Here is a 24,766-nt window from a genome sequence, read left to right as displayed (position 1 = left end):
GATTAGACCTAACTTTCAACAAAAAGTTTAAAGCGAAAATGTTAAATAAAACCTAAAGAAAGTTATTACATTTTTATCTGCAAGGTCGTGTACCATGTTCTAGGTTCTGATGGGATGATTCCCGGACCTGGATACCCCGTGGCACGTCTTGTAAAATAAGCGTTGTTTAGTAAATTATTAATACCGGTTTCTAGCTTGAAACGTTTGTAGGTATATGATAATGATGCATCTAACACATCATAACTAGGTATTTCGCCTATAACACCACTTATATTGCCCTCAACCGCATTGGTGGCATCGGTAAATTGTTGCGATAAATAGGTGTATTGAACACTTGCTGAAAGGTCTTTATATCCAAATTTCAAGCCTGTTTTAAGGTTTAAATCTGGTACAAACTCAACTTTATTTCCTTTTACACCTATTTGGTCGGATTTGGTATATTCAGAATTGATAATAGATGTATTAATGAAATAGTTGAAACTGAAATCGTTACTTAAACCAAATATCTTTTTTAAGTTGAAATCGAACAAAGATTCTACACCATACATAAAGGCATCTCCCACATTACCACGTTCATTTTTAATACTATTGTCGCTTTGCACTTTTTGCACAAAACCAATGCGTCCGTTATAGAACAATCCGAAAACACCCAAATCGTAAGATAGAATGCTCTTGTAATTACCACGAATACCTAAATCGGTAGTAAACCCTTTTTCATCTGTAATATTGGGGTTGATGGCAAATGCTGGATTAATGATATTGATATCTGAAAATGTTACCGAACGGTAATTTTGTGATATATTTCCATAAGCCTCAAAACTGGTGGTTGGTTTATAACTTAATCCTAAACCTAGCAATACAAACGAACGATCGAAATCGCGATTATCCACTACTGTTTCTTCAAAAATAACATTGCCCGCAGCATCTGTATTTATATTTTTATAAAAACCTTCGCTTTGTGTTCTTATATATTCAAAACGGAAACCAGGAGTTACCGAAAATTTATCGGTTACATAAAAAATATTTTCACCAAAAATGGCTACGTTAAAGTTTGGTAAATCAAACTGCGATTGGTTGGAATAATTAGGATACTCATTGGTATAAAAACTGAAATCGGGACCACTACCATCACTTCCAGGTCCCTGTTGCTGGTAGTTATCTGCTTTATAAAACTTCGCACCTATTAAAAACGTGGCATCTTTTTTAGCAATTTTATACTTGCTTAACAAACGGGTTTCAAACCCAAAATTTTCAAAATCACCTTTTATTAAATCGCGTTCCGTTCCAGGGTCTATTTGGTCTACACGGTTTGTTCTAAAACCTAAAGCTATACGAGATGCATTCAAACCAAAAAAGTTAAATGTAAAATTGGTTTTTTCTGAAAACTCGTGTGCCAGTTTAATATTATATAGCAACCAATCTACTTGAAACCAGTTACGTGCCCTATTGCTTTGGTAGGGATCTTCTTCAAACATTGTATCGGTTAAACCTCCACCTTGTTGCGCTAAATAACGCATGTAGGTAACATCGCCCGTTAGTTTGGTTTTATCATTAAACTTGTAGCCAACATGAGTAAAAAGGTTTTTAGATTCAAATTCTGAATTTGGTCTAAAACCATCCCCTTTTTTATAGTTGAAATAAGTATAATAACTAAACTTATCTTTTGTACCGCTTAGACTGGTGAAATTTGTGTACAATCCGTTACTGCCTAAGGTATTTCGGGTAATGAACTCTATAGGTTTGTTTGGGTTGGGTTCTTTCATTTTGAAATTGATCAATCCTCCAAACTGTGTACCATATTGCAACGATGCTGCCCCACGAATTACCTGAATTTCCTTTAAACCCTCTGAGGCCGGCGTATAATAACTTTCTGGGTAGCCCAACACATCGGCACTAATATCATACCCGTTTTGTCTGGTATTAAAATTGGCTGTTCGGTTGGGATCTAAACCACGACCACCCACATTAAGTTGTAACCCAGCATCGTCATTTTGGTAAATATTCAAACCTGCCACTTGGCTGTAAAGTTGGCGTGCGTTGTTTGATGCCAAATTAGCCATAGACTGTTCCACCAAAACCACTTCGGTTTTTTTACCTGCGTAAATAGCAGTCCCTTCCACATCTTTTAAACGCGATAGTTCGAATACTTTGGCTTTTCGAGTTGAAATTTCTACTTCAGATAGTTTAACGGCTAAAGGATTTACAATAATGTTAACCTCGGTGTTTTCAGAAAGTGACACAATGGCTTCTTTAACTTCAAATTCATAAGAAAAGAATACTAAAGTGATGCTTTTCTTCTCCGTTTCAAACTCATAATAACCTGAAGCATTTGTAGTAGCTTTTAAACCTGAAACTTTATCGTAAACTTCCACTTGGTTTACTGGTTGGTTGGTATTCGCATTGGTAACTACCCCCGAAATTTTGTATTGCGCATGCGATGCAATACCTAAAAGCAGTATCAAAACTATTTTAAAATCCTTTAATCTCATCTTTAAATGGTAAAATCCATGTTTTATGTTGAAATGACTCTTTTTCTTTATATAAATCCACCGTTTTATCAATAAATGGCTGACTTAACCGCCCGTTTAATGCCACATAACTTTCGGCAAAAACCTGTACATTTTTATACCCTTGAGACGAAAAATGATCCCCTAAATAATGTGCATATTCTAGAATAAAATCGGGTTGAAAGCTCATTTGCTTTTCTTGAAATGGGGTTAAAAAATCGGAGTTATTAACCAAAAATGAGCTTCCTGTGTTTGCATCTTTAATAATGAATGTGGTATAGCCCATTTTTTCCATAAGCATGACGCGCCATGAAAAACGATAGCCTTCTTCGGTCCAAAACAACTCTCCCGGATATAACAAATACCGAAATGGGAAAAGCAATTGAATTGCAAAAAACACTGTTAAAATAGGCAATACGATGTGTTGTTTTTTGAAATTGAATGCTTCTTTATTTTGAATGTCATGTATTCTTGTGAAAGGTTTTATGATGCTTTTGATGATTGCTATGAGGTTATGATGGAATTTAGCATCAAAGAAAATAAGCGTAGACACAATCATGATATATGGAAACATGCCTATAGGGAACAACACACTGGTAAACACATGAAAAAACACTACCATAGCAAAGGCAAACCAACGTGTTTTTCTATATAATAATAAAAACGGGATACTTAAATCGTACAACATACCACTCCAACTCATGGCGTAATGAAACCATTCTTGTTGCATGAAGTTTTCACCAATAAAAGGTAAATCGTATTTAGAAGGTAGCCATATTTTTAAAGGCATTGCTTTGAATAACCAATCGGAATTCAATTTTGCCAAACCAGCATAAAAATAAACAATACCCAAAAGTAATTTAATACTGTCTATCGTCCATTTGGGTATGGTTCTAAAACTTGTTTTTTTAAGAAGGTTATCTAATGAAAAATAGGCGTTTGCAGGTAAAAAAATCATTAAAAAACTTAACAGACTGATGCAGTAATAATGATTCAAATAGGTGGTTTTATCCATAAGTTCTATATAGGTAAAACTCAAGAAAAAAATGATAATGGCTAATCTATACTTTAAACCCAAAGCCACCAATAATGCCGAAATACCACAAATTATAAATATAAGGTATGTGTATGCTTCTAAAGGTTTTACCCATTCAAAACCGTAGTAAGTAAAATGAAATTTAGGGATTATATATAAGGTTTCAATCCAACCATTAGCCCAAAAACGAATGAGGCTAAACAGCATCATAACACCAAACAAAAGGCGGAATACCGCCAAAGGCGCTGCATCGGTTTTTTGAGCTAAATATGTTCTTAAATTGAAATCCATATAAAAAACGAAAAGATTCCCTAACGCATTAGAGAATCTTTAGTTGTTTTATTTTTTATTGTTACTAATCGCCATCAGCATCTACATAATCAACACTAATGTTCATAGCCTGTACCATATCAACCTTAAATAATACGACTGCTTTTTGTAATTCATCAAAAGCAATGGTCATTTTAGAATTATCGGTATTTATTTGATTGGTAAAATTAGCAGCTATAGCTTGTAATTTGGTTCGTGCTACATTCAATTGATTATTGATTAAAGTACTTAAATCTTCACCGCCTTTTGCAATATTCAAATAATCTAAATAAGCATCAAAACTATTTGCTGTTGATGTTGAATTATAAGCTTTTCCGTTGAAGAAATTTTGAACAGCATCTATCGCTTCCAAAGCTAAAGTTTTTGATACGCCTTGATTGTAATAAGCTTCCACTTTATCTGGTAATGGATTTGTAGAAAAATTACCTGCTGGAATACCAATTTTATTCGCTCTCAATCCTTTTTCATAATAGTAAATAAAATCGTTTGTTAATTTATTTGTTGCACTAGTTGCAGTATTTGTGGTGCTATTTACAAAGGTATCTCTATAACCCGAAGTCCAATCGTTTAAAACCGTTTGGGTAAGTGATTTCATTTTGTTTACCACATCAGACACATAGGTTTTATAACCAGCAGCATTGGTATTGGTGGTATAAACATTTAAAATAGCGGTATCACCCGAAGCAACACCGTACAGTAAATAATCCAATGCAGGAAAACCAACCGCATCGTTATTATTGGCGTGAGTTAAATCGTAGGTACCGTTTGCTATGTTTGCTTCAACATCGGCCACGGTAGTTGGATACACATTCATTTGGTAGACATAATTAGTAGATTCTGCTTTACCAATATTGAACATTTCGGCGTATTGCCACACTTTATAAGCATTTAACCAAGCGGTACGAAATGCATCTAAATTAGCTTGGTTTGGTGTTTCCACAAAACCATCTTTAGCTGATACCAAACTTTCCAACTTCGTGTTCAAATCTTGAAAAACGGGAATGATGATGTTATCTGCCCAATTAATAAGCATGGTCTGTCTATCAAAATTATCTGTTGCTTTTTTATCACCATCACCATCTGAACTACTACAGGCAACAATTACCAGAGCTAAAACGATTACCGAAACAATTTTTTTAATCATATTCCTATTACTTTAAAATAGTTTGCAAATATAAATAAGCAGACGGACTATTTAAGGCATCCATCTGCTTAAGTTTTATAAAACCAACAATATCACTATCGTTTTATTCAACTGTAGCAGCTTGAGCCGTTGTAAAACCAAACTTAGCAGCTATAGCATCAGATATGTTATCTATAGTGGTTTCTGTAATATCCCAAAACCCGTTTCCAGCCATAAGTTGTGCTAAATATCCATCAACTTCCGCTTTCGTTACGTAAGGCTCTGTTGAATTTGGTTTTCTTGTAAATTGTAAGCTGTAAATAAATCCGTAAGCTTCTGATAGCGCGTGAAATGCTCTTGCATTATCAACTCCAAGGTTCGCTTTTGAAGCCTGTAAATAAAATACGCCTCTTACCGCTGGCACTATAGATAAGTTCTCTCTAATTATTTCAGCTTGTTGATCGCGAATCGTATAGTTTTTAGCTACAATGGCTGCTCTACCTAATTTAAAGGCATTGAAAACATCTTCAGCTAATGTTGAAAAATCTGAATCGGCTCCTACTCTATCAATATATTCGCTTAAAAATTGATCTGCATCCAATACTGGCTCAGCAGGATTAGCTTCGCTACCGTATAAATAACCAAAAGCCTCATCCCATTTATGTTCCATAGAGGTGTAGTTTTTACCAGTTTCCAAAACGCCATTATTATTATCGGCAACGTTTGAACCTGCATCTAAAACTGCTGGACTCAGGTAGTTGTTCAATATTTGGTCCATCATTAAAGCACCAATCAATCCTTTAGCTAAGGCTTGGTTGTACTCCAATCCTTTTCCATTTATGTAGCGAATGGTTCCACCTCCGGCTTGTTGCAATTGACCTGCATTTCCTGCAGTTGCAACAGTATTCCAATTAGGAAAAACATTTGTTACTTGTGATGTAATCCACCCTTCAAAATCAGCTTTTATGGCGTTTGAAACTGTCGTGTTAGCTGAAAAATAATCGGTTGAAGCAGCTACTTTACTACGAACATTTTTATCTGAAGTATTTAAAGTAACATTAGCAAAATCATTATCATTTTGCGAATGTGCAAACATTGCTTGTAATGCTACATCTGTTTTTGTGTTATCTTTTAAAGCATTTACCAACTCATCTGCCATTTGTATTCTTGTAGTTTGTCCTTCAAAATTAACTGTTGAAGCACTGCTACGCGTAAATACGTAAGTTGATGGTGTTTCTATTGGGTTTGAATTGTCGTCATCATTAGAACATGATGTTAGTAATACTGTAGCTACAGCTACCATAGATAAGATTCTTTTCATTTTGTTTTATTTAGACTTGATATAAATAATAGGTTAATTCTCGTGCAAAAATAAAACACATTATTAGAAACACAAAGCTTATTTAGATTAAATTTAAATAAAAATTATAACTGTTTAATTATTAAATATTTAAAAACACTAAATTTAATGATATACACTAAATATTTTAGTGGCTTCGTTGTGCGCACTCTCAAAACTAAGGGCATTTAGGCTGTTATTTTTTTGTGAAGTAAAGTAGGACAAGAGTTTTTCGGTAGGCATATTGCCAGTAAGTTCATCTTTAGCCATAGGGCAACCGCCATAGCCTTGAATGGCACCATCAAAACGTTTGCATCCTGCTTTATAAGCAGCATCTACTTTTTCAAACCAAGTTGAAGGTGTAGTGTGTAAATGAGCTCCAAATTCTATATTGGTATATTGAGGTATTAAATTTGAAAATAAATAATGAATGCTTTCGGGGTTTGAGCTGCCAATGGTATCGCTTAACGATATGATCTTAACTCCCATTTTACTCAATCGTTCCGTCCATTCACCTACAACATTAACATCCCAAGGGTCGCCATACGGGTTTCCAAATCCCATAGAAATATAAACCACCACTTCTTTATTGGTTTTATTGGCAATTTCTAAAATTTCTGAAAGCGTTACAATAGATTGAGCAATGGTTTTATGCGTATTTCGCATTTGAAAGTTCTCCGATATTGAAAACGGGTAACCTAAATAATCTATCGGTGCGTGCTTTGAAGCGTCTTCCGCTCCTCTGGTATTCGCTATAATGGAAAGCAATTTACTGGTTGTTTTACTTAAATCTAATTTTGCCAATACTTCAGCGGTATCTACCATTTGCGGAATGGCTTTTGGCGACACAAAACTCCCAAAATCTATGGTATCAAACCCAACACGCAATAAGGACTGGATATATTGTACCTTTTTCTCTGTTGGAATAAAGTCCTTTATACCTTGCATTGCATCACGCGGGCATTCAATAATCTTTATCTGACTTGGCATGGCATCATTTAAATGAGTGGTTAAAAATACTATTATTTTTATTAATGCTTATTTAAATAGCAGTGAAAAAAGTTTTTATGTAAGCATGCTTAAAAGAACACGACTTAAAAGTATCTTATAACTAGTTATGATATGAAAAACTTTACTCCACTTTTAATTGTTTTGCTTTCTTTTTCATTTAGTTCGCCTAGCCAAAGTACTGCTACTTACAACATATCTTTAACAACTATTTGGAACGAAACCGACCATACTTCGATTCCTGGAAATGCACATTGGTCAGCACTTGTTGGTGCTACTCATAATACAGAAAATGAGTTTTTCGAACTAGGAGTAGTCTCCCCTAACACAGATGGTATTAAAGATGTTGCCGAATTAGGAAACAACACCAACTTTATGAGTGAGGTAAACACAGCCATTTCTAACAGTAAAGCAGACCAATGGATAAATGCTGGCGGAATTGGTTCTGCTATAGGTACCTTTACCATTAATAATTTACAGGTAAGCGAGAACTTTCCTTTAATAACCTTGGTATCTATGGTCGCTCCAAGTCCTGATTGGTTTATTGGCGTGAACAGCATCAATTTAAGATCTGGAAACAATAGTATAAACAATGGTTGGAAAGACACCTTTACCCTTGATGTTTTTGCTTATGATGCTGGTACTGATGATGGTACCGATTACGCTTCAGCTAATGCAGTTAGCAATCCTAGAGTAGGTGTTTTTAAAATTACAAACGCCCCAATAAATGGCAACAAAATGGGCACCATAACATTCACATATAATTCCTCAACCTTAAGTACCTTAAGCAATAACCCTATTGACAATATTAAAATATATCCAAACCCTGCTAAAGAACAGGTTACAGTTTCCAATCTTCAAAACATTAACTTAAAATCGATTCATATCTATAATGTTTTAGGGCACTTGGTAAAAGACATGTCTTCAAACCAAAATTCGCCTTCAATAGAAATAAACTTAACTGGTTTAAACAAAGGGATGTATCTATTAAAATTGAATTCTATAGACGGCAGGAACAAAACCATTAAGTTTATTGTCAAATAGTTAACAAATCTCACAGTTTTTTATTCTTTTAAAGTATTGATTAGGTTTACATTAAAAAATGCTTTTTCGAAATTCACATTTAAAACAATCAAGAGTAGCAATTTACGATTCTTTAAGAATCGCTTTGTTAATAGCTTTTATCAAACTCGGACCTTCGTAGATAAAGCCCGTATAAATTTGTAGCAAATCGGCTCCTGCGTTTATTTTTTCTAAAGCATCTTCGGCAGAATGAATACCTCCAACTCCAATTATCGGGAAGGCTTTATTGCTTTTATCGGCTAAATATTTAATAACACGGGTGCTTTTATCCTTTATGGGCTGACCGCTTAAGCCTCCATTTCCAATAGCTTCCAATTGTTCCGTAGATGCTTTCAAATCTGTTCTATCGGTAGATGTATTGCTTGCAATAACCCCATCTAATTTGGTAGTAGCCACCAATTCTATAATTTCATCTAACTGGTTGTTATTCAAATCTGGTGCGATTTTTAAAAGAATCGGCTTTTGTTTTTCAAAATTGTTGTTTGCTTGTTGTACCGCACCAATCAACTCTTCTAAATATTCTTTATCGTTAAGTTTGGCATGACTTCCTACATTTGGACAACTCACATTCAGCACAAAATAATCAACATACGAATGTAATGCATTAAAACATTCCAGATAATCTCTTGTGTAATCTTCGGGTTTTGTTTGGGTGTTTTTCCCAATATTTCCTCCTATAATCAATTTACCTTTATTGTTTTTTAATTGAGAAATAGCAGCTTCTAAACCTTCATTATTAAAACCCATACGGTTTATAATTCCTTGGTCATCTTTCAAACGGAACAAGCGCTTTTTAGGGTTTCCCGCTTGTGCTTTAGGGGTTACGGTGCCTATTTCAATAAAACCAAAACCAAAATTTGCCAATTCATTGTACAATACCGCGTTTTTATCAAATCCTGCTGCAAGTCCAACGGGGTTTTTAAAAGTTAGTCCGAATAAATTTCGTTCCAATCGTTTATCGTCAATCACATATAAACTTCTAAAAATGTTGGTAAAACCTGGAATTTTAGAAGTGATTTTTATCAATGAAAATGTAAAATGATGAATTTTTTCTGGGTCGAACGAGAAAAATAACGGGCGAAGTAATAGTTTGTACATCTGTATTATTTATGCAAAAGTAATTCTAAAAATTGTAAATAAAAAATGAGGCTATTCAAAAGCCAAAAAAATTAATAATCGTACTTTTAAACTTTAAAAGGTTTTTTGATTATTGTATTCAAACTCTAAAAAATTTCACCTTAAAACTCTAAAATTCATTTCAAATGATATCAAAAGAACACATCATTAAACGCTTTATAAGTTACGTTACTATTGATACTGAATCGGACCCAACATCAAACACCACCCCCAGTACCGCTAAACAATGGGATTTAGCCAATAAACTTACCGACGAATTAAAAGCTATTGGCATGCAAGATGTTAGCATAGACGAAAACGCTTATATTATGGCAACCTTACCAAGTAATGTAAGTCATGAAACACCTACTATTGGATTTATTTCACATTTTGACACTTCTCCCGATTTTACCGGTGCCAACGTAAAACCTCAAATTATTGAAAATTACAACGGAAAGGATATTCTTTTAAATGAAGCCGAAAATATTGTATTATCTCCCGATTATTTTGAAGATTTACACCAATACAAAGGGCAAACATTAATCACTACCGATGGCACTACCCTTTTGGGTGCCGATGATAAAGCGGGCATTACCGAAATTGTGTCAGCTATGGAGTATTTAATTAATCATCCCGAAATTAAACATGGCACCATTAAAGTTGGATTCACACCTGATGAAGAAATTGGTAGAGGCGCTCATAAATTTGATGTTGAAAAATTTGGAGCCGATTGGGCATATACCATGGACGGTAGCCAAATAGGCGAACTGGAATACGAAAATTTTAACGCTGCCGGTGCGGTTGTAAAAGTGAAAGGTAAAATTGTGCATCCTGGCTATGCGAAGGGCAAAATGATAAACTCCATGTACATCGCCCAAGAGTTTGTAAACTCGTTACCTCGTATGGAAACTCCTGAGCATACCGATGGATACCAAGGCTTTTTTCATTTATCATCCATAAAAGGTGAAGTAGAAGAAACTGTTTTGGAATATATTATTCGCGACCACGATTTAGGACATTTTGAAGCCCGTAAAGCCGTTATGAACAAATTAACCAATGAGCTAAACGAACAATACGGTTGGGACGTTATTAGTGTAGATATAAAAGACCAATATTTCAACATGAAAGAGAAAATAGAACCCGTTATGCACATTGTAGATATTGCCGAAGAAGCCATGAAACAATTGGATATTGAGCCTATTATAAAACCCATTCGTGGTGGTACTGACGGCTCGCAATTAAGTTATAAGGGTCTACCATGCCCCAATATATTTGCTGGCGGACATAACTTTCATGGGCGTTACGAGTATGTTCCGGTTGAAAGCATGATAAAAGCTACCGAGGTTATTTGCAAAATTGCTGAGTTAACTGCTTTAAAAAGGAATAAGTAATCTAACCAGTTATATTTTAATTGCTTAAGGGAACATCTAAATACTACAAACACAAAACCACTTTGTAAAAAATAAAGTGGTTTTTTTATGGACTAAATCTCAAATACATATAATAACATTTCTTTAACTTAAAAACTATAAAATTGGCAAGACCTTTGAAATGCAAAAAAGAAATCAATATTAAAAAATAATCTATGTCAATTTTAAAACCAATTATTGCTATCATACTTTTAGCTATTTTAAACACTTCATGTTCATCTACAAAATCGAATACGTATTGGGTAAATAGTACCAAAAAAAATTGTGATTCAGGTGCAGGAAAAACACTATGCCTACAAGTTTTTAAAGGGGAGGATTTAGAACAAGCACAATGGACTTATTTTTATGCCCCTATAGACGGATTTACTTTTGAACCCGGTTACTATCAAAAAATTAAAGTTTCAGAAACCCCTAAAAAACAAAAAAATACGCCTGCTGATGCTTCATCCATCTCGTATAAACTTATTGAAGTTATTGAAAAAAAACAGGACACAAAAATAGCACTACATGATATTTGGGTAGTGACACATATGAATGAAGAAGCCATTACTTCAACAGAAAAAGCCCCAAGTTTAGAAATAAACCTTACAGAAATGAGAGTATTTGGTAATGACGGGTGCAATAATTACACAGGCGATATTAAAGAGATAAATTCAAAAAACATAATGTTTGACGCCATAGCTTCAACCAGAAAAATGTGTTTTGATATGAATATTCCCGATAAATACAATGAAGCTTTAAACAACGTAGCAAGCTACCAAAGAGACAACCTAAATTTATATTTCTTTGATAGCAACGGAAACAAAACACTTAGCTTTAAAAAGGTGGATTAATATACTTTTGACTAATTGATTAAATTATATTTGCTGAAAAAAATATGAAAAACATTTTATTACTAGCCGTTGCTTTAGTCCTATTTACAGCATGTAACAAAGATGAAACGGTAGATTATGTGGCTAAAAACGATGAACAAATTCAAGCGTATATTGCTGCAAACAATTTAACAGCCCAAAAAAGCAGCTCGGGTTTGTATTATGTTATCGATACTCCCGGCACAGGCGCACAACCTACCGCCACTAGTAATGTAACCATTGCATATAAAGGCTATTTCCTAAATGGTAATGTGTTTGATGAAAATACTGAAGGTTATACAACAAACCTGAAGCAGGTTATAAAAGGATGGACCGAAGGTATGACTTATTTTAAAGAAGGTGGCAGTGGTATGTTGTTAGTGCCTGCTCATTTAGGTTATGGAAATGCCGATTATTATACCATTCCTGGTGGTTCTGTATTAATTTTTGATGTGGAACTTTTATCAGTTAATTAAAACTTACTTTTAATATTTTATACGAAACCACTTTGTACAAACAGAGTGGTTTTTTATTATTTTTAAACCATGCAAATCATATCCACCAACATAGCTAAACCTACCACCATTATTTTTGATGGCGAAGCAGTTATTACAGGCATCTACAAAACGCCCACAAACCAACCCATTTATTTAGGTAAAGAAACCGTTAAGGGTGATGAAGTATCCGATAGAGAAAATCACGGTGGCGAGTTTAAAGCATGTTATTTGTTTTCAGAAAACCATTATGCATACTGGAAAAACCTATACCCGAATTTAGATTGGAATTGGGGCATGTTTGGCGAAAACCTAACCATAAAAGATTTAGATGAAACCCAAATTCATATTGGTGATATTTACAAACTAGGTTCGGCATTGGTACAAATAACCCAACCACGAGAACCTTGTTATAAATTTGGGGTAAAATTCGGCACGCAAAGAGTTTTAAAACAATTTGTTAAACACGGTTGCCCCGGTACGTACGTTCGTATTTTAGAAGAAGGCTTCGTAAAAACAGGCGACCATTTCCAACTTATTGAAAAAGCAAAAAGCAGCTTAACCACAGCGCAATTCCATAAATTGCTTTTTTCTGAAAACAGAAATCAAGACCACTTAAAATTGGCTATAAATATTGAAGCACTTCCGCAGTATAAAAGGGACAAAATGCGTGAATACATCAAGTAATTCATACCAATTAAAATTCTATAAAGTGCTTTGCTTTTAAAGTATATTTGCACAACACAATTTTTAAATGGCCATCACATTACTTTCTTCCCCGTTGCAGGGTTTTACCGATTTTAGGTTTCGCAATGCCTTCCATCATTTTTTTGGTGGCATCGATACCTTTTACGCACCCTACATTCGGTTAGATGGTAAAATGATAATAAAATCGTCGTATCAACGTGATTTAAACCCTGAAAACAATACTACCTTAGAAGTTATTCCGCAAGTCATGACGAATGATGCCAACGAGTTTCTGTTCGTCGTAAAGTATATTCAGCAATTGGGCTATAAAGAACTTAACTGGAATTTAGGCTGTCCTTACCCCATGGTTACCAAACAAGGCATGGGTTCCGGACTTATTTGCAACCCCGAAAAAATAAACCACATTTTAGAACGCGCACACAACGAAACCGACGTGATTGTGTCCATGAAAATGCGCATGGGTTACGAAAATCCTGAAGAAATCCTAGATGTATTCCCCATTCTAGATACCTATCCGCTTAAAAACATCGCCATACATGCACGCATTGGCAAGCAACTTTACAAAGGCGGTGTTAATCTGGAAGCTTTTCAAAAATGTGTAGAAAATACCAAACACAAACTCTATTATAATGGTGATATCACTACGGTAGCTAAGTTTAAAGAAATGCAGGAGCGTTTCCCAAGCATCGATCATTTTATGATTGGTCGCGGACTCATAGCAGACCCGTTTTTACCCAGTATGATTAAAAACAATACCACAGAATATCCCGCAAACCGCTGGCAAATTTTTAGCGAATTTCACGATACCATCTACCAACAATACGATGCGGCACTTTCTGGACCAACCCCCATCAAAATGAAAATGTTGGGCTTCTGGGAATACTTTTCCCAGTCGTTTTCCAATCCGCAAAAAACCTATAAAAAAATCAAAAAAGCAGGCAATCAAAAAGCATACTTACAAGCGGTTGCTGAAATTTTAAATAACGAGAGAACGATTAGGAGTTAGAAGTTAGAAGTTAGAAGTTAGAAGTTAGAAGTTAGAAGTTAGAAGTTAGAAGTTAGAAGTTAGAAGTTAGAAAACTAAAAAACAGTTTCAACCTAACCGGTAATTCCAGAAGTTTTTACTTTTAACTTTGGAACTTTGGAACTTTGGAACTTTGAGCTTTGAGCTTTGAGCTTTGTAGCTTTGAAACTTTGCAACTATGTAACAAGTGCAAGTTTTCAATTATATTTGCCATATATTTTAATACCACACTTTGAAAGACCTTTTACTCATTACGCCACCATTTACGCAATTAAACACACCGTATCCTGCAACGGCATACCTAAAAGGTTTTTTAAATACCAAAAATATCTCTGCGTTTCAATCTGATTTGGGAATTGAAGTCATTTTAGAACTTTTCAAAAAAGACACCTTTCAAGACCTATTCGATATTGCTTTTGAAAACAACAGCATCCAATCGGAAAATTGCCAACGCATTTACGCTTTAAAACATGCCTATTTACAACCTTTAGAGGATATTATAGCCTTTCTACAAGGCAAAAAACCAACGCTTGCCAGACAAATTTGCACCGATAATTTTTTACCCCGAGCTTCCCGTTTCAATCAGTTAGACGATTTAGATTGGGCGTTTGGTTCTATGGGCATGCAAGACAAAGCAAAACATTTGGCTACCTTGTATTTGGAAGATTTATCCGATTTCATCATCGAATGCATCGACCCCAGTTTTGGTTTCAGTCGTTATGCCGAACGTTTGGGGCAAAGCGCCAATTCGTTTGATGAACTCTATATACATTTACAAGACGAGCCCACTTTTATAGACGATATCACCTTAAAAATCCTAGATGACAAACTAAAAAGCATCCAACCCAAATTGGTTTGTTTTTCAGTTCCCTTTCCAGGGAATTTATACAGTGCTTTCCGTTGTGCCCAACACATAAAAACCAACTACCCAAACATAAAAGTAGCGATGGGTGGCGGTTTCCCAAACACCGAATTACGCTCGGTAACAGACGTTCGAGTTTTCGAATTTTTCGATTTTATAACCTTAGATGATGGCGAACTACCCATAGAATTATTATATGAACACGTCTGTCAGTCTGAGCTTGTCGAAGACGATCAAAAAGAACGAAATCACAATCATTCCAACGAATATAAGCGTACTTTTATTTTAGAAAACGGTACCGTAGTTTACAAAAACAACAGCACCAAACCAGATTATAAACAAGCAGATATTGGCACACCCGATTATTCCGATTTATTGCTGAAAGACTACATTTCGGTTATAGAAATTGCCAACCCCATGCACAGTTTATGGAGCGATGGCCGCTGGAACAAACTCACCATGGCACACGGTTGCTATTGGGGAAAATGCACCTTTTGCGATATTTCTCTAGACTACATTAAAATTTACGAACCCATTGCTGCCAAATTATTGGTAGACCGTATGGAACAATTGATGGAGCAAACCGGTGAAACTGGCTTCCATTTTGTAGATGAAGCAGCACCTCCTGCCCTTATGAAAGCCTTGGCTCTGGAAATCATCAAACGGAAATTGACCGTTACTTGGTGGACAAACATCCGATTTGAAAAAAACTTCACAAAAGATTTATGTTTACTGCTAAAAGCATCTGGTTGCATTGCGGTTTCTGGTGGTTTGGAAGTGGCTTCGGACCGCTTATTAAAACTCATAGATAAAGGCGTTACCGTAGCACAAGTGGCGCAAGTAACCCGCAATTTTACCGAAGCCAACATGATGGTGCATGCCTATTTAATGTATGGCTACCCCACGCAAACCGTACAAGAAACGGTGGATAGTTTGGAAATGGTGCGTCAGTTATTCGAAATTGGCGTGTTGCAATCGGGGTTTTGGCACCAGTTTGCATTAACGGCTCATAGCCCTATAGGGTTAAATCCGGCTGATTACCACATCATCCCCAACACAAAAGCCATCACCTTTGCCAATAACGATGTGGACTTTACCGATACCACAGGTATAGACCACAGCCAATTTAGTTTCGGGTTAAAAAAATCGCTTTTCAATTTTATGCACGGTATTGGCTTCGATATGCCGTTACAGGATTGGTTCGATTTTAAAATACCAAAAACCACAATCAAGCCCGATTTTATCTACCAGTGTTTAGAAACCGAAACCAATTTCAACATAAAACCCACCGCAAAAATTATGTGGTTGGGCACCAAACCTTTGGTAACCGAACAATCTAAATCGAAAAAAGGCAACACGTTTTATTCACTAAAACTCACCTTTCATACCACTACCAATGCGTTTGATATTACTTTAGATAAAGATAAAGGCAGCTGGTTTTTAAACCAATTAAACGCTTTAAACATTAACAACAACCACCTTCCCTCGTTTTCAGAATTAAAAAAAGATTTTGAAACCCAATTTGAAGATTTTGAACTGTTTTGGTTTTCTAAACCTATGAATGTTTTAAGAGATAATGGGTTGTTGGTTTTATAACCTAAAACATCATTTTTGTAAGATTTTTTGTTAAATTCGTTTGTGAATAAATTTTAAACACCATTTTATAATATTAAAAAATGATGAATAACAACATATTATATCATTATACTAGTGGTCTAGGACTTTATGGCATTATAAATTCTTCTGAAATTTATTGTAGCGAAATAACCTTCTTAAATGACCCTACAGAACATAAGTACTTCGATGATGTCGTGAAAAAATTATTTAATAATAGTCCTGACTGTCAGGAAATATATAACACTCTTTACAATGAGTCATTTCATGGAATAACTTATGATTTCCATGAATACTATATTATGTCTTTAAGCAAAAATAATGACTCTCTTTCAATGTGGAATTATTACTCTAAAGGAAATGGATATAATCTCGGTTTAAACTATGAATCAATTATCAAAAGAAATGAAAATAAATTAGGTCCTATTTTTATAATAAATTTAGTTTATGATATAGATGAACAATACCAGACTTTAAAAAAATTTATTAAATCTTTTAAAAAAGATATATTAAAAACAAAATCTAATAAATCTAAAGAAATAAAACTAGACGAAGAATTAGAAAAGAGGTTTAATAATGGGCTTATTAATTTTCGTTTATCCTTTAAACATTCTGCATATGCCAGAGAAGAAGAAGTAAGGATATTAGTAGCCAAACCAAAAACGAGTGATTCTAAAGTCTTTTTTAGGTTAAGTAACAATGGCGTAATTGTGGAATATGTTAAGTTACAATTAGATTTAAAAAATGATTTAAAGACTATAATGGTACATCCACAAGGATCAGATCTTCATATTTCAGGTTTAGTAAAATTTATGTATTCTAAAAATATTGATTTACAAATAGAAAAATCACAAATACCTTTCAGAGAAGTATAAAACACTTATAATACTGATCTTGTAAGATCTCATATCTTTTCACTTAGAGAAATACTAAATCATTTTCAATTATCTTTCTCCCATATTATAAGTATAATCATTAAAAGATTTATAATTTTAAATTATCAAGTATTACTAAAACACCTCCTCCACATGCTTTTTAATATTTGCTGCTATTTTTTCAATAGGCAAATCGTTGGCATCAAAACCAAAAGGGTCTTCAATTTCTTCGGCAATCAATTCTAAACTTGCCAATACATAAAAAACAAAAACCACCACGGGTACGGCATAATAGCCTAAGCTAAACACGTAGCCAAAAGGCAGGGTCATGATGTAAAAAAAGATGAATTTTTTAATAAACGCACTGTACGAATACGGAATGGGTGTGTTTTTAATACGTTCGCAAGCCCCACAAATATCGGTAAAAGATTGTATTTCGGCATTTAAAATAATAAGCTGGTCGCCCGTAATTTTTTTCTGTTCGTACAAATCGTTCACCTTTTGGAAAATCATTTTAGCCACTTGGTTTGGGTGGTGCTTGTGTTTGTCTATCTGTAAATGGACATCATCAAAAAGTTGCAAACTGGTTTCTTTATTGGTTAAATGTTTCACCAAAATGGAAGCATAACTTGGTATTAACTTTTCAAAATAGGTTCTATCGTGTTCATCTTTTAAAATAACATGCAGTTTTATGGCTAAATTTCGGCTGTTGTTTACCAAAGCGCCCCATAGTTTTCTGCCTTCCCACCATCGGTCGTAAGCGGTATTGGTTCTAAAAACCAACAATAATGAGATTACAAACCCCAACATACCATGCATGACCGTTATGTTTGATAAATGGTTTTTTTCTGAAAGTTTCCAGTATTCAAGTTCCAAATAGCCAACGCCGTAGGTATAAATGCCGATAAATATCATCATAGGAAAAAGTTTCCTAAATGTATCCGACTTGTGAAATCTAAAAATAAAGGTAATCCAATCTTTGGGGTTGTATTGTACCATAGGTAATTGCGCTTCTTATTATTTGATTGTAAAATTAGAAAATGTTAGGTCCAAAACGAACCCTTTGTTTGTATTTATTTTTTCTTTGCCAAATGCGTATTCGTGGTCAGTCTGAGCTTGTCGAAGACTTAAAAAAAAGGTGCTGCAACAAGCGCAGTGTGACGTTCTGCAACTAATTGATATCTAATTTCCATAAAACAAAAAGTACTTAATAAATTTTGGAATTACACTAAAAGTGTTAAAATTACACGATTAACTTTTATGTATCTTTACAGCAAATCATACGACATGTCATTTAAAGACTTACAACTTAACAGACTTTTTTTTAAATCACTTTTGGTTATTTTATTAACTATATGGTCTCCTTTTTTAAATGCTCAAACTACTTCTGTACATTGGGATATTAATAGTCTATCGCAAATAGGTGGAAACAATGTACAGGTTATTGGAAATCCACAAATAATTGATACTGATTTAGGTAATGCTGTTGAATTTGACGGAATTGACGATGGACTCATTATAAACAACAACCCCATGGCTGGTGTTTCAGCTTTTACTGTTGAAATTATTTTCAAACCCTATTCTGATGGTGGTACTGAACAACGATTTCTTCATTTTCAACAAGACGACAATAACAGAATTTTAATAGAATTACGTAATAACAGTAATGCCAATTGGAGCCTTGATACATTTATAAAATCGGGGAGTTCTAGTAAAACATTATTAGATTATTCGTTTGTTCATGATTTAAATACATGGACGCATGCTGCTTTAATTTATAAAGATGGTATGATGAAACATTATGTTAACGGAGACAAAGAGTTAGAAAGTGATGTTGTGTATCAAGTTGTGAATTCAGGACAAACATCATTAGGCATGCGACTCAATCAAGTATCATGGTTTAAAGGAGCTATTAGAGCTGTAAAAGTTACTAATGAAGCCCTTAATCCTGAAGATTTCATGGTAATAGAACCTGCTTTGGGAGTTAAAAACATACATAAAGCTATTTTAACAACTCAAATTTCCCCAAATCCTTTAGTATCATCTAGCCTACTAAAATATCAATTACAAAAATCCTCAAAATTGTCTATTAAAATACTAAATGTTTTAGGAGAAGAAGTAGCTAACCTATTTGAAGATTTTAAAAGCGCAGGAATACACGAATTAGAAATTAATAGAAATAATTTAAAAGCAGGTTTATATTTTTTAGTGATTAACCATGAAAACGGAAATAGTATAAAAAAAATAATTATTTCAAATTAATATAAATTTAGGTTTTATACTTTTCAAACTGTTTAGAATAGAAGCCTTTTTCTGTTTCATTCTTAATAATTTATTCCAAAACTTTTAAGTTATCTTTGTAGCAAATTATATTTCATGTCATTTAAAGACTTACAACTTAACAGACCTATTTTAAGAGCCGTTGCCGAGGCAGGTTACGACAACCCAACCTTGGTACAAGAAAAAACCATTCCTTTAGTTTTAGCAAAAAAAGACGTGATTGTGTCTGCCCAAACTGGTACCGGTAAAACCGCTGCTTTTGCATTGCCTATTTTACAAATGTTATTCGATAAGCAAGATGCAACCAAAAAAGGCAAAAAAATTAGAGCGCTGATAGTAAGTCCGACTCGTGAATTAGCCATTCAAATAGATGAAAATTTTAAAAAATACAGCACCTACACCAATTTAAGAACGACGGTTGTTTTTGGTGGTGCTTCTATTGAGCCTCAAATAGATGTTATTAGAAAAGGGGTTGATATTTTAATTGCCACCCCAGGGCGTTTGCTCGATTTACACAAACAAGATGTTGTAAACCTCGATTATATTGAAACCTTGGTTTTAGATGAAGCCGATTTGATGCTGGACATGGGTTTTATTGATGATGTGAAGAAAATTGAACGCCTTTGCATGCATGAAAAGAATATTTTATTGTTTTCGGCAACCATTCCTTTTAAAGTAGAACAACTGGCAAATACGATTTTGAATGAACCGGAACGTGTGGAGGTTGCGCAAAATTCGTCTACTTCAAAAAACGTGAATCAGGTATTGTATTATGTACCGAAACGCAATAAAATTGAATTGTGTTTGCACTTGCTAAGAAACACCATTAAAGGCAGTATCCTTATTTTTAGACGCACCAAATTTGGTGTAGAAAAACTGGAACAGAGCCTAAAGAAAAACGGTTATAAAGTAGATAGTTTACATGGCGATAAAAGCCAGAATTTAAGGGAAGAAGCTTTAAAAAACTTCAAAAGCAATAATGTGAATATTTTAATTGCTACCGATGTTGCGGCACGTGGTATTGATATTAATGAATTGGATGCGGTGGTTAATTTCGATTTACCCAACGTACCCGAAACCTATGTGCACCGTATTGGTAGAACTGCCAGAGCTGGAAAATTGGGAACGGCCTATTCGTTTTGTTCTGCCGATGAAAAAACCTATGTACAAACCATTCAACAACTTATCCAATTGCAATTGGATGTTATTGAAGACCACCCCTATCCGTTAGACCCGAAAGCTAAAAAAGAAATTCACCGAACGCCTGGAAAAAGCAAACATAAAAAAGGACGTAAAAGTGAAGCTTCTAAAAAGAAAAAGAAACGCTGGTACTAAAACGTTCGGAATTGCGTTATTTAATAAGTACCTTTACCAAAAATAAATACATTATCAAAATTCTATTTTCCCTTCCAACGCTTCTAAAATTTATAAATAAATGAATTTTACGAATCCGTTAGTGTATGGCATCCCCTGTTTTCTAGGTCTTATTTTATTAGAACTTACTTACAGCAAAACCCACGACCACAAAGACCTTTATAAGTGGAAAGATTTAGGCTCTAGCCTAACTATGGGCATAGGCTCGGTAATTTTAGCGCCTTTGGTTAAAACTATTTCTGCCATTATTATTTTCAATTATATTTATGAGGTATGCAACCCCTTGATAGATGGCGTTCGCACTAATATTTTGGGGTACGAATCGTTTGGATATGCTTGGTATGTCTGGATTGCTTGCCAATTTTTAGACGATTTTAGTTATTATTGGTTTCATAGGCAAAACCATATGGTGCGTTTTTTATGGGCAGCCCATATTGTACACCATTCTTCCGATAATTTCAACTTAGGAACCGCCGTAAGAAACGGTTGGTTTACCATATTATACAAACCGTTTTTTTATATGTGGATACCCGCCATTGGTTTTCCACCGGAAATGGTTATTGTCTGTTTAGGTATTGAGGCGCTTTGGCAATTTCAGTTACATTCCACTTACGTTCCCAAAATGGGTATTATTGAAAAAGTTTTCAATACACACACCATGCACCAAGTACACCATGCTAAAAATTTAGAATATATGGATAAGAATCATGGCGGATTTTTAAATATGTTCGATAAGATATTTGGCACCTGGAAAGAGCTTGATGATGATATAGATATTGAATATGGCGTTACAAAACCACCAAATTCTTATAATCCGTTAGTAATTTTAACCCATGAATATAAAGATATTTGGAACGACATGAAGAAGAGTACGAATTTATATCACAAATTCATGTATGCCTTTGGGCCTCCAGGATGGAGCCATGATGGAAGCACGTTAACCATCAAACAAATGCGAGAAGAATTAGAAAAGAAAGAGGCTATATAAAAAGTGTAGCTGTAATTATATTGATCTGGTCGAAATATTTTTAGCTTGCCAATAATCAATATAGGTTTCGACGCGCTCAACCTGACAACTAAAACATAATACACTCTTCATTCTACTTCACAGGGAAATCGAAATAAGTATTTGGGAATGGTTCATTTTTCAATGTATAGTGCCACCATTCTTTATAAAAATTCACGAAACCATGCTTGGTCATCACTTCCAACAATAGTTTTCTATTAACTTTTTGGGTATCCGTAATGTTATTATAATCGGTCCAAGATGCTTTTCCAAAAAAATCATAGGTACTGCCCATATCCAACGCTTCACCGGTATTACCGTCTATAATGGTAACATCTACGGTACTGCCTTTGCTATGTCCAGACCTTGTAGCAATGTAATCTTCAGCAAACAAGTTCAATTTATCAACATCAGGATAATAATATGCTTTGTTAATGGTGTCGTTCAAATCTTGTGCCCAAGCCATAAAATGGTTTACGGCGCGTTGCGGCCTGTAACCATCATACACTTTTAAACATAAGTTTTTATCTAACAATGTTTTTTGAACTTTTTTTAAAGCCAAAGCAGATTCTTTAGTTAATATAAGTTTATTCGATTGATAACCATCTACACGTTTACCTACAAAATTGTTTTCTGTATGATACTTTAATTCTACCTCTAAATCTGGAATGATGGTTTTTACATACACAAACCCCTCTGGTAATTGCGCGAACATTCCAAAACAAAAAAACACAAATAAAAACATTATATTATATTTCATATCCACTTCTAATTATGCTAATTTAGAAAAAATTAAATTTTAATATGGACTATCCTTGGCATTTATACGCAATGGCGGCTCTTTACATTGTTGCAGGAACCAATCACTTTATAAAACCTAAACTTTATACACGCATTATGCCTTATTATATACCTAAGCATACATTATTGGTGTATTTAAGTGGTGTTGCCGAAGTACTTTTGGGTATTATGGTATGTATTCCTTCGGTTAAGAACATAGCCATTATTTTTATCATACTCATGCTTTTAGTGTTTCTATTGGTGCATTTTTATATGCTTTCCAGTAAAAAAGCTTCAGCAGGATTACCAAAATGGGTACTTATTTCAAGAATTCCTTTGCAGTTTTTACTTATGTATTGGGCTTATTCTTATTTCAACTTATAAAGGATCAATCTCAAAAGTTGTGTGTGAATTGAAATAAGATTTCGATTTTTGTACTCAAAAAGATCTTTTGGACAATTATGTAGACCTACTAAAACTTATCTTACCAGAATTCCTAATCAACCACTTTGATTTAGTTAACACTACCAAAAACGGAGAAGTCATGCATCTTTATTTTGAAGAGCGCAATGTTATGCCTAAAGAAGAAGCTTCTCGTGTTTTAACCGTCCATGGTTTTCATAAGCAGGTAACAATCCAAGATTTTCCACTTAGAGGAAATACGGCCTATTTAAATGTAAAGCGACGAAGGTGGCTTGATAAAACCACCAAGCAAGTTGTACAAAGAGATTGGAGCTTAGTTGCACAGGGAACACGAATGACAACCGAGTTCGCTGCTTTTTTAAAAGAAATTAGTCAATACTAAAGCCTTCGATTGCCATACCATAGGTGGGTTTTATAACGTTGACGGTAAAAAACTCAGTAGACAGTACCGAGACTATCTCAGTGGGTTTAAAGATTGGGACCAAAAACCACATGCCAAACAATGGCTTGTTTTCCCTGAGAATATTGAACCTTATCTATCCATTGATGAAACAGCTCTTTCCAAGGGAGAGCTCTACACCATAATCACCAACAAAAACGCAAAGGGCAGGAAGCGTTCTATAGTAGCCATATTCTCGGGGACCAAAGCGGAGCCCATCATAGAACAACTTTTAAAAATATCGCCCAAGGAAAGAGACAACGTCAAGGAAATCACCTTGGACATGGCCAACTCCATGAAAACCATAGCCAAAAAATGCTTTCCGAAAGCTATCCAGGTAACCGATAGGTTCCATGTACAGAAATTAGCTCTAGAAGCGCTTCAGGACATTAGAATAAAACACAGATGGGATGCTATAGATTTGGAGAATGAGCAGATAAAAAAAGCAAGACTAGAGAACAAAACTTTCACACCAAAAGAATTCAGCAATGGGGACACTAGAAAACAATTACAGGCCAGAAGTAGGTATTTATTATACAAAGTACCCTCAAATTGGACAGAAAACCAACATATTAGAAGCAAGATACTATTCAATCAATACCCTGATGTTAAAACCGCTTTTGATTTAGCCCAAGGACTCAGAAACATATTTAATACAGCTAACACAATACAAGTAGCTTATACAAAATTAGCACATTGGTACAAAGATGTCGAAAATACAGGCTTCAGGGCCTTTAATACCATCGCCAATACTATAGCAATTAATTATAGATCCATACTAAACTATTTCATTAACAGAAGCACAAACGCAGCTGCAAAATCCTTTAATGCCAAAATTAAAGCCTTTAGAGCTCAGTTAGAGGGGTTAGGAACATAGAATTCTTCCTTTTTAGATTAACAACAATTTTTGCTTAAACACAACAATTGCTCTTGATCCGATGCCACTGCTATCGCTCTTGCGCGCAGCTGCCGGTTCGGTGCCAAGGTCCAAAAACCAGGTTTGCCAAAAGGAGCTGCGATTTCGAAAGGTACAAAAACAAAAAACCCTTCATATTTCAATGAAG

General features: G+C 34.6%; 21 protein-coding genes and 1 pseudogene. 14 read left to right on the top strand and 8 right to left on the bottom strand.

Going from position 1 to position 24,766, the window contains the following annotated elements; all coding sequences use genetic code 11:
- Positions 1-65: 65 nt before the first annotated feature.
- The 5 genes from ACGK9U_RS14035 to ACGK9U_RS14015 all read right to left on the bottom strand — a co-directional run bounded on the left by ACGK9U_RS14035 (position 66) and on the right by ACGK9U_RS14015 (position 7,325).
- The gene (locus tag ACGK9U_RS14035; protein ID WP_394467043.1) at positions 66-2,489 is read right to left on the bottom strand and encodes a TonB-dependent receptor domain-containing protein; all 2,424 of its coding nucleotides are present in this window, start codon (positions 2,487-2,489) and stop codon (positions 66-68) included.
- A complete protein-coding gene (locus tag ACGK9U_RS14030; RefSeq protein WP_394467042.1) occupies positions 2,470-3,834 on the bottom strand; it encodes an HTTM domain-containing protein in 1,365 nt (454 codons plus the stop codon). The genes ACGK9U_RS14035 and ACGK9U_RS14030 overlap by 20 nt, the downstream gene beginning before the upstream one ends.
- Positions 3,835-3,898: 64 nt before the next feature.
- Positions 3,899-5,017, bottom strand: coding sequence for an imelysin family protein (locus tag ACGK9U_RS14025; RefSeq protein ID WP_394467041.1), 1,119 nt, complete (start codon positions 5,015-5,017; stop codon positions 3,899-3,901).
- A gap of 103 nt (positions 5,018-5,120) precedes the next feature.
- Positions 5,121-6,317 carry a DUF4856 domain-containing protein gene (locus ACGK9U_RS14020; protein WP_394467039.1) on the bottom strand — a complete coding sequence of 399 codons (1,197 nt, stop codon included), beginning with the start codon at positions 6,315-6,317 and terminating at the stop codon, positions 5,121-5,123.
- A 144-nt stretch (positions 6,318-6,461) separates the two neighbouring features.
- Positions 6,462-7,325, bottom strand: coding sequence for a hydroxymethylglutaryl-CoA lyase (locus ACGK9U_RS14015; protein WP_394467038.1), 864 nt, complete (start codon positions 7,323-7,325; stop codon positions 6,462-6,464).
- Between the two features lie 132 nt (positions 7,326-7,457).
- Here ACGK9U_RS14015 and ACGK9U_RS14010 point away from each other — a divergent pair, with 132 nt between their 5' ends.
- Entirely contained in the window at positions 7,458-8,387 is a 930-nt protein-coding gene (locus tag ACGK9U_RS14010) for a spondin domain-containing protein (protein ID WP_394467037.1), read from the top strand.
- A gap of 102 nt (positions 8,388-8,489) precedes the next feature.
- On the opposite strand, the gene ACGK9U_RS14005 is transcribed toward ACGK9U_RS14010, so the two are convergent.
- Positions 8,490-9,524: a quinone-dependent dihydroorotate dehydrogenase gene (locus ACGK9U_RS14005; RefSeq protein ID WP_394467036.1), complete on the bottom strand. Its 1,035-nt coding sequence runs from the start codon at positions 9,522-9,524 to the stop codon at positions 8,490-8,492.
- A 164-nt stretch (positions 9,525-9,688) separates the two neighbouring features.
- Between ACGK9U_RS14005 and pepT the strand changes: the two genes are divergently transcribed.
- From pepT to ACGK9U_RS13970, 7 genes are all read left to right on the top strand, one after another.
- On the top strand, positions 9,689-10,933 hold the full coding sequence (gene pepT, locus ACGK9U_RS14000; protein ID WP_394467034.1) for a peptidase T: 1,245 nt from the start codon (positions 9,689-9,691) through the stop codon (positions 10,931-10,933).
- A 194-nt stretch (positions 10,934-11,127) separates the two neighbouring features.
- Positions 11,128-11,805 carry a DUF4377 domain-containing protein gene (locus tag ACGK9U_RS13995; protein ID WP_394467033.1) on the top strand — a complete coding sequence of 226 codons (678 nt, stop codon included), beginning with the start codon at positions 11,128-11,130 and terminating at the stop codon, positions 11,803-11,805.
- A gap of 44 nt (positions 11,806-11,849) precedes the next feature.
- Positions 11,850-12,299 carry an FKBP-type peptidyl-prolyl cis-trans isomerase gene (locus ACGK9U_RS13990; protein ID WP_394467031.1) on the top strand — a complete coding sequence of 150 codons (450 nt, stop codon included), beginning with the start codon at positions 11,850-11,852 and terminating at the stop codon, positions 12,297-12,299.
- Between the two features lie 69 nt (positions 12,300-12,368).
- Positions 12,369-13,004: an MOSC domain-containing protein gene (locus ACGK9U_RS13985; RefSeq protein ID WP_394467030.1), complete on the top strand. Its 636-nt coding sequence runs from the start codon at positions 12,369-12,371 to the stop codon at positions 13,002-13,004.
- Between the two features lie 67 nt (positions 13,005-13,071).
- Positions 13,072-14,031 (top strand): tRNA dihydrouridine synthase, encoded by a 960-nt coding sequence (locus ACGK9U_RS13980; protein WP_394467028.1) that lies wholly within the window; start codon positions 13,072-13,074, stop codon positions 14,029-14,031.
- Between the two features lie 250 nt (positions 14,032-14,281).
- A complete protein-coding gene (locus ACGK9U_RS13975) occupies positions 14,282-16,507 on the top strand; it encodes a B12-binding domain-containing radical SAM protein (protein WP_394467027.1) in 2,226 nt (741 codons plus the stop codon).
- An 80-nt stretch (positions 16,508-16,587) separates the two neighbouring features.
- Positions 16,588-17,400: a DUF2971 domain-containing protein gene (locus ACGK9U_RS13970; RefSeq protein ID WP_394467026.1), complete on the top strand. Its 813-nt coding sequence runs from the start codon at positions 16,588-16,590 to the stop codon at positions 17,398-17,400.
- Between the two features lie 135 nt (positions 17,401-17,535).
- On the opposite strand, the gene ACGK9U_RS13965 is transcribed toward ACGK9U_RS13970, so the two are convergent.
- Positions 17,536-18,399 carry a bestrophin family protein gene (locus tag ACGK9U_RS13965; RefSeq protein ID WP_394467024.1) on the bottom strand — a complete coding sequence of 288 codons (864 nt, stop codon included), beginning with the start codon at positions 18,397-18,399 and terminating at the stop codon, positions 17,536-17,538.
- Positions 18,400-18,687: 288 nt separating this feature from the next.
- Between ACGK9U_RS13965 and ACGK9U_RS13960 the strand changes: the two genes are divergently transcribed.
- From ACGK9U_RS13960 to ACGK9U_RS13950, 3 genes are all read left to right on the top strand, one after another.
- Positions 18,688-19,662 (top strand): LamG-like jellyroll fold domain-containing protein, encoded by a 975-nt coding sequence (locus ACGK9U_RS13960; RefSeq protein ID WP_394467022.1) that lies wholly within the window; start codon positions 18,688-18,690, stop codon positions 19,660-19,662.
- 114 nt (positions 19,663-19,776) lie between these two features.
- The gene (locus tag ACGK9U_RS13955) at positions 19,777-21,015 is read left to right on the top strand and encodes a DEAD/DEAH box helicase (RefSeq protein ID WP_394467021.1); all 1,239 of its coding nucleotides are present in this window, start codon (positions 19,777-19,779) and stop codon (positions 21,013-21,015) included.
- Between the two features lie 100 nt (positions 21,016-21,115).
- The gene (locus ACGK9U_RS13950) at positions 21,116-22,042 is read left to right on the top strand and encodes a sterol desaturase family protein (RefSeq protein WP_394467019.1); all 927 of its coding nucleotides are present in this window, start codon (positions 21,116-21,118) and stop codon (positions 22,040-22,042) included.
- Between the two features lie 112 nt (positions 22,043-22,154).
- Here the strand turns inward: ACGK9U_RS13950 and ACGK9U_RS13945 are convergent, their stop codons facing one another.
- Entirely contained in the window at positions 22,155-22,820 is a 666-nt protein-coding gene (locus tag ACGK9U_RS13945) for a M15 family metallopeptidase (RefSeq protein ID WP_394467018.1), read from the bottom strand.
- A gap of 44 nt (positions 22,821-22,864) precedes the next feature.
- Here ACGK9U_RS13945 and ACGK9U_RS13940 point away from each other — a divergent pair, with 44 nt between their 5' ends.
- From ACGK9U_RS13940 to ACGK9U_RS13930, 3 genes and pseudogenes are all read left to right on the top strand, one after another.
- Positions 22,865-23,224, top strand: coding sequence for a MauE/DoxX family redox-associated membrane protein (locus tag ACGK9U_RS13940; protein WP_394467016.1), 360 nt, complete (start codon positions 22,865-22,867; stop codon positions 23,222-23,224).
- A gap of 67 nt (positions 23,225-23,291) precedes the next feature.
- Positions 23,292-23,645 (top strand): transposase, encoded by a 354-nt coding sequence (locus ACGK9U_RS13935; protein WP_394467015.1) that lies wholly within the window; start codon positions 23,292-23,294, stop codon positions 23,643-23,645.
- Between the two features lie 19 nt (positions 23,646-23,664).
- A pseudogene (locus tag ACGK9U_RS13930) lies at positions 23,665-24,617 on the top strand (transposase).
- The last annotated feature ends 149 nt before the right edge of the window (positions 24,618-24,766 follow it).

The organism is Mariniflexile sp. HNIBRBA6329, from assembly GCF_043558645.1.
GTDB lineage: Bacteria > Bacteroidota > Bacteroidia > Flavobacteriales > Flavobacteriaceae > Mariniflexile.
This window is presented reverse-complemented; position numbering and strand designations above follow the sequence as displayed.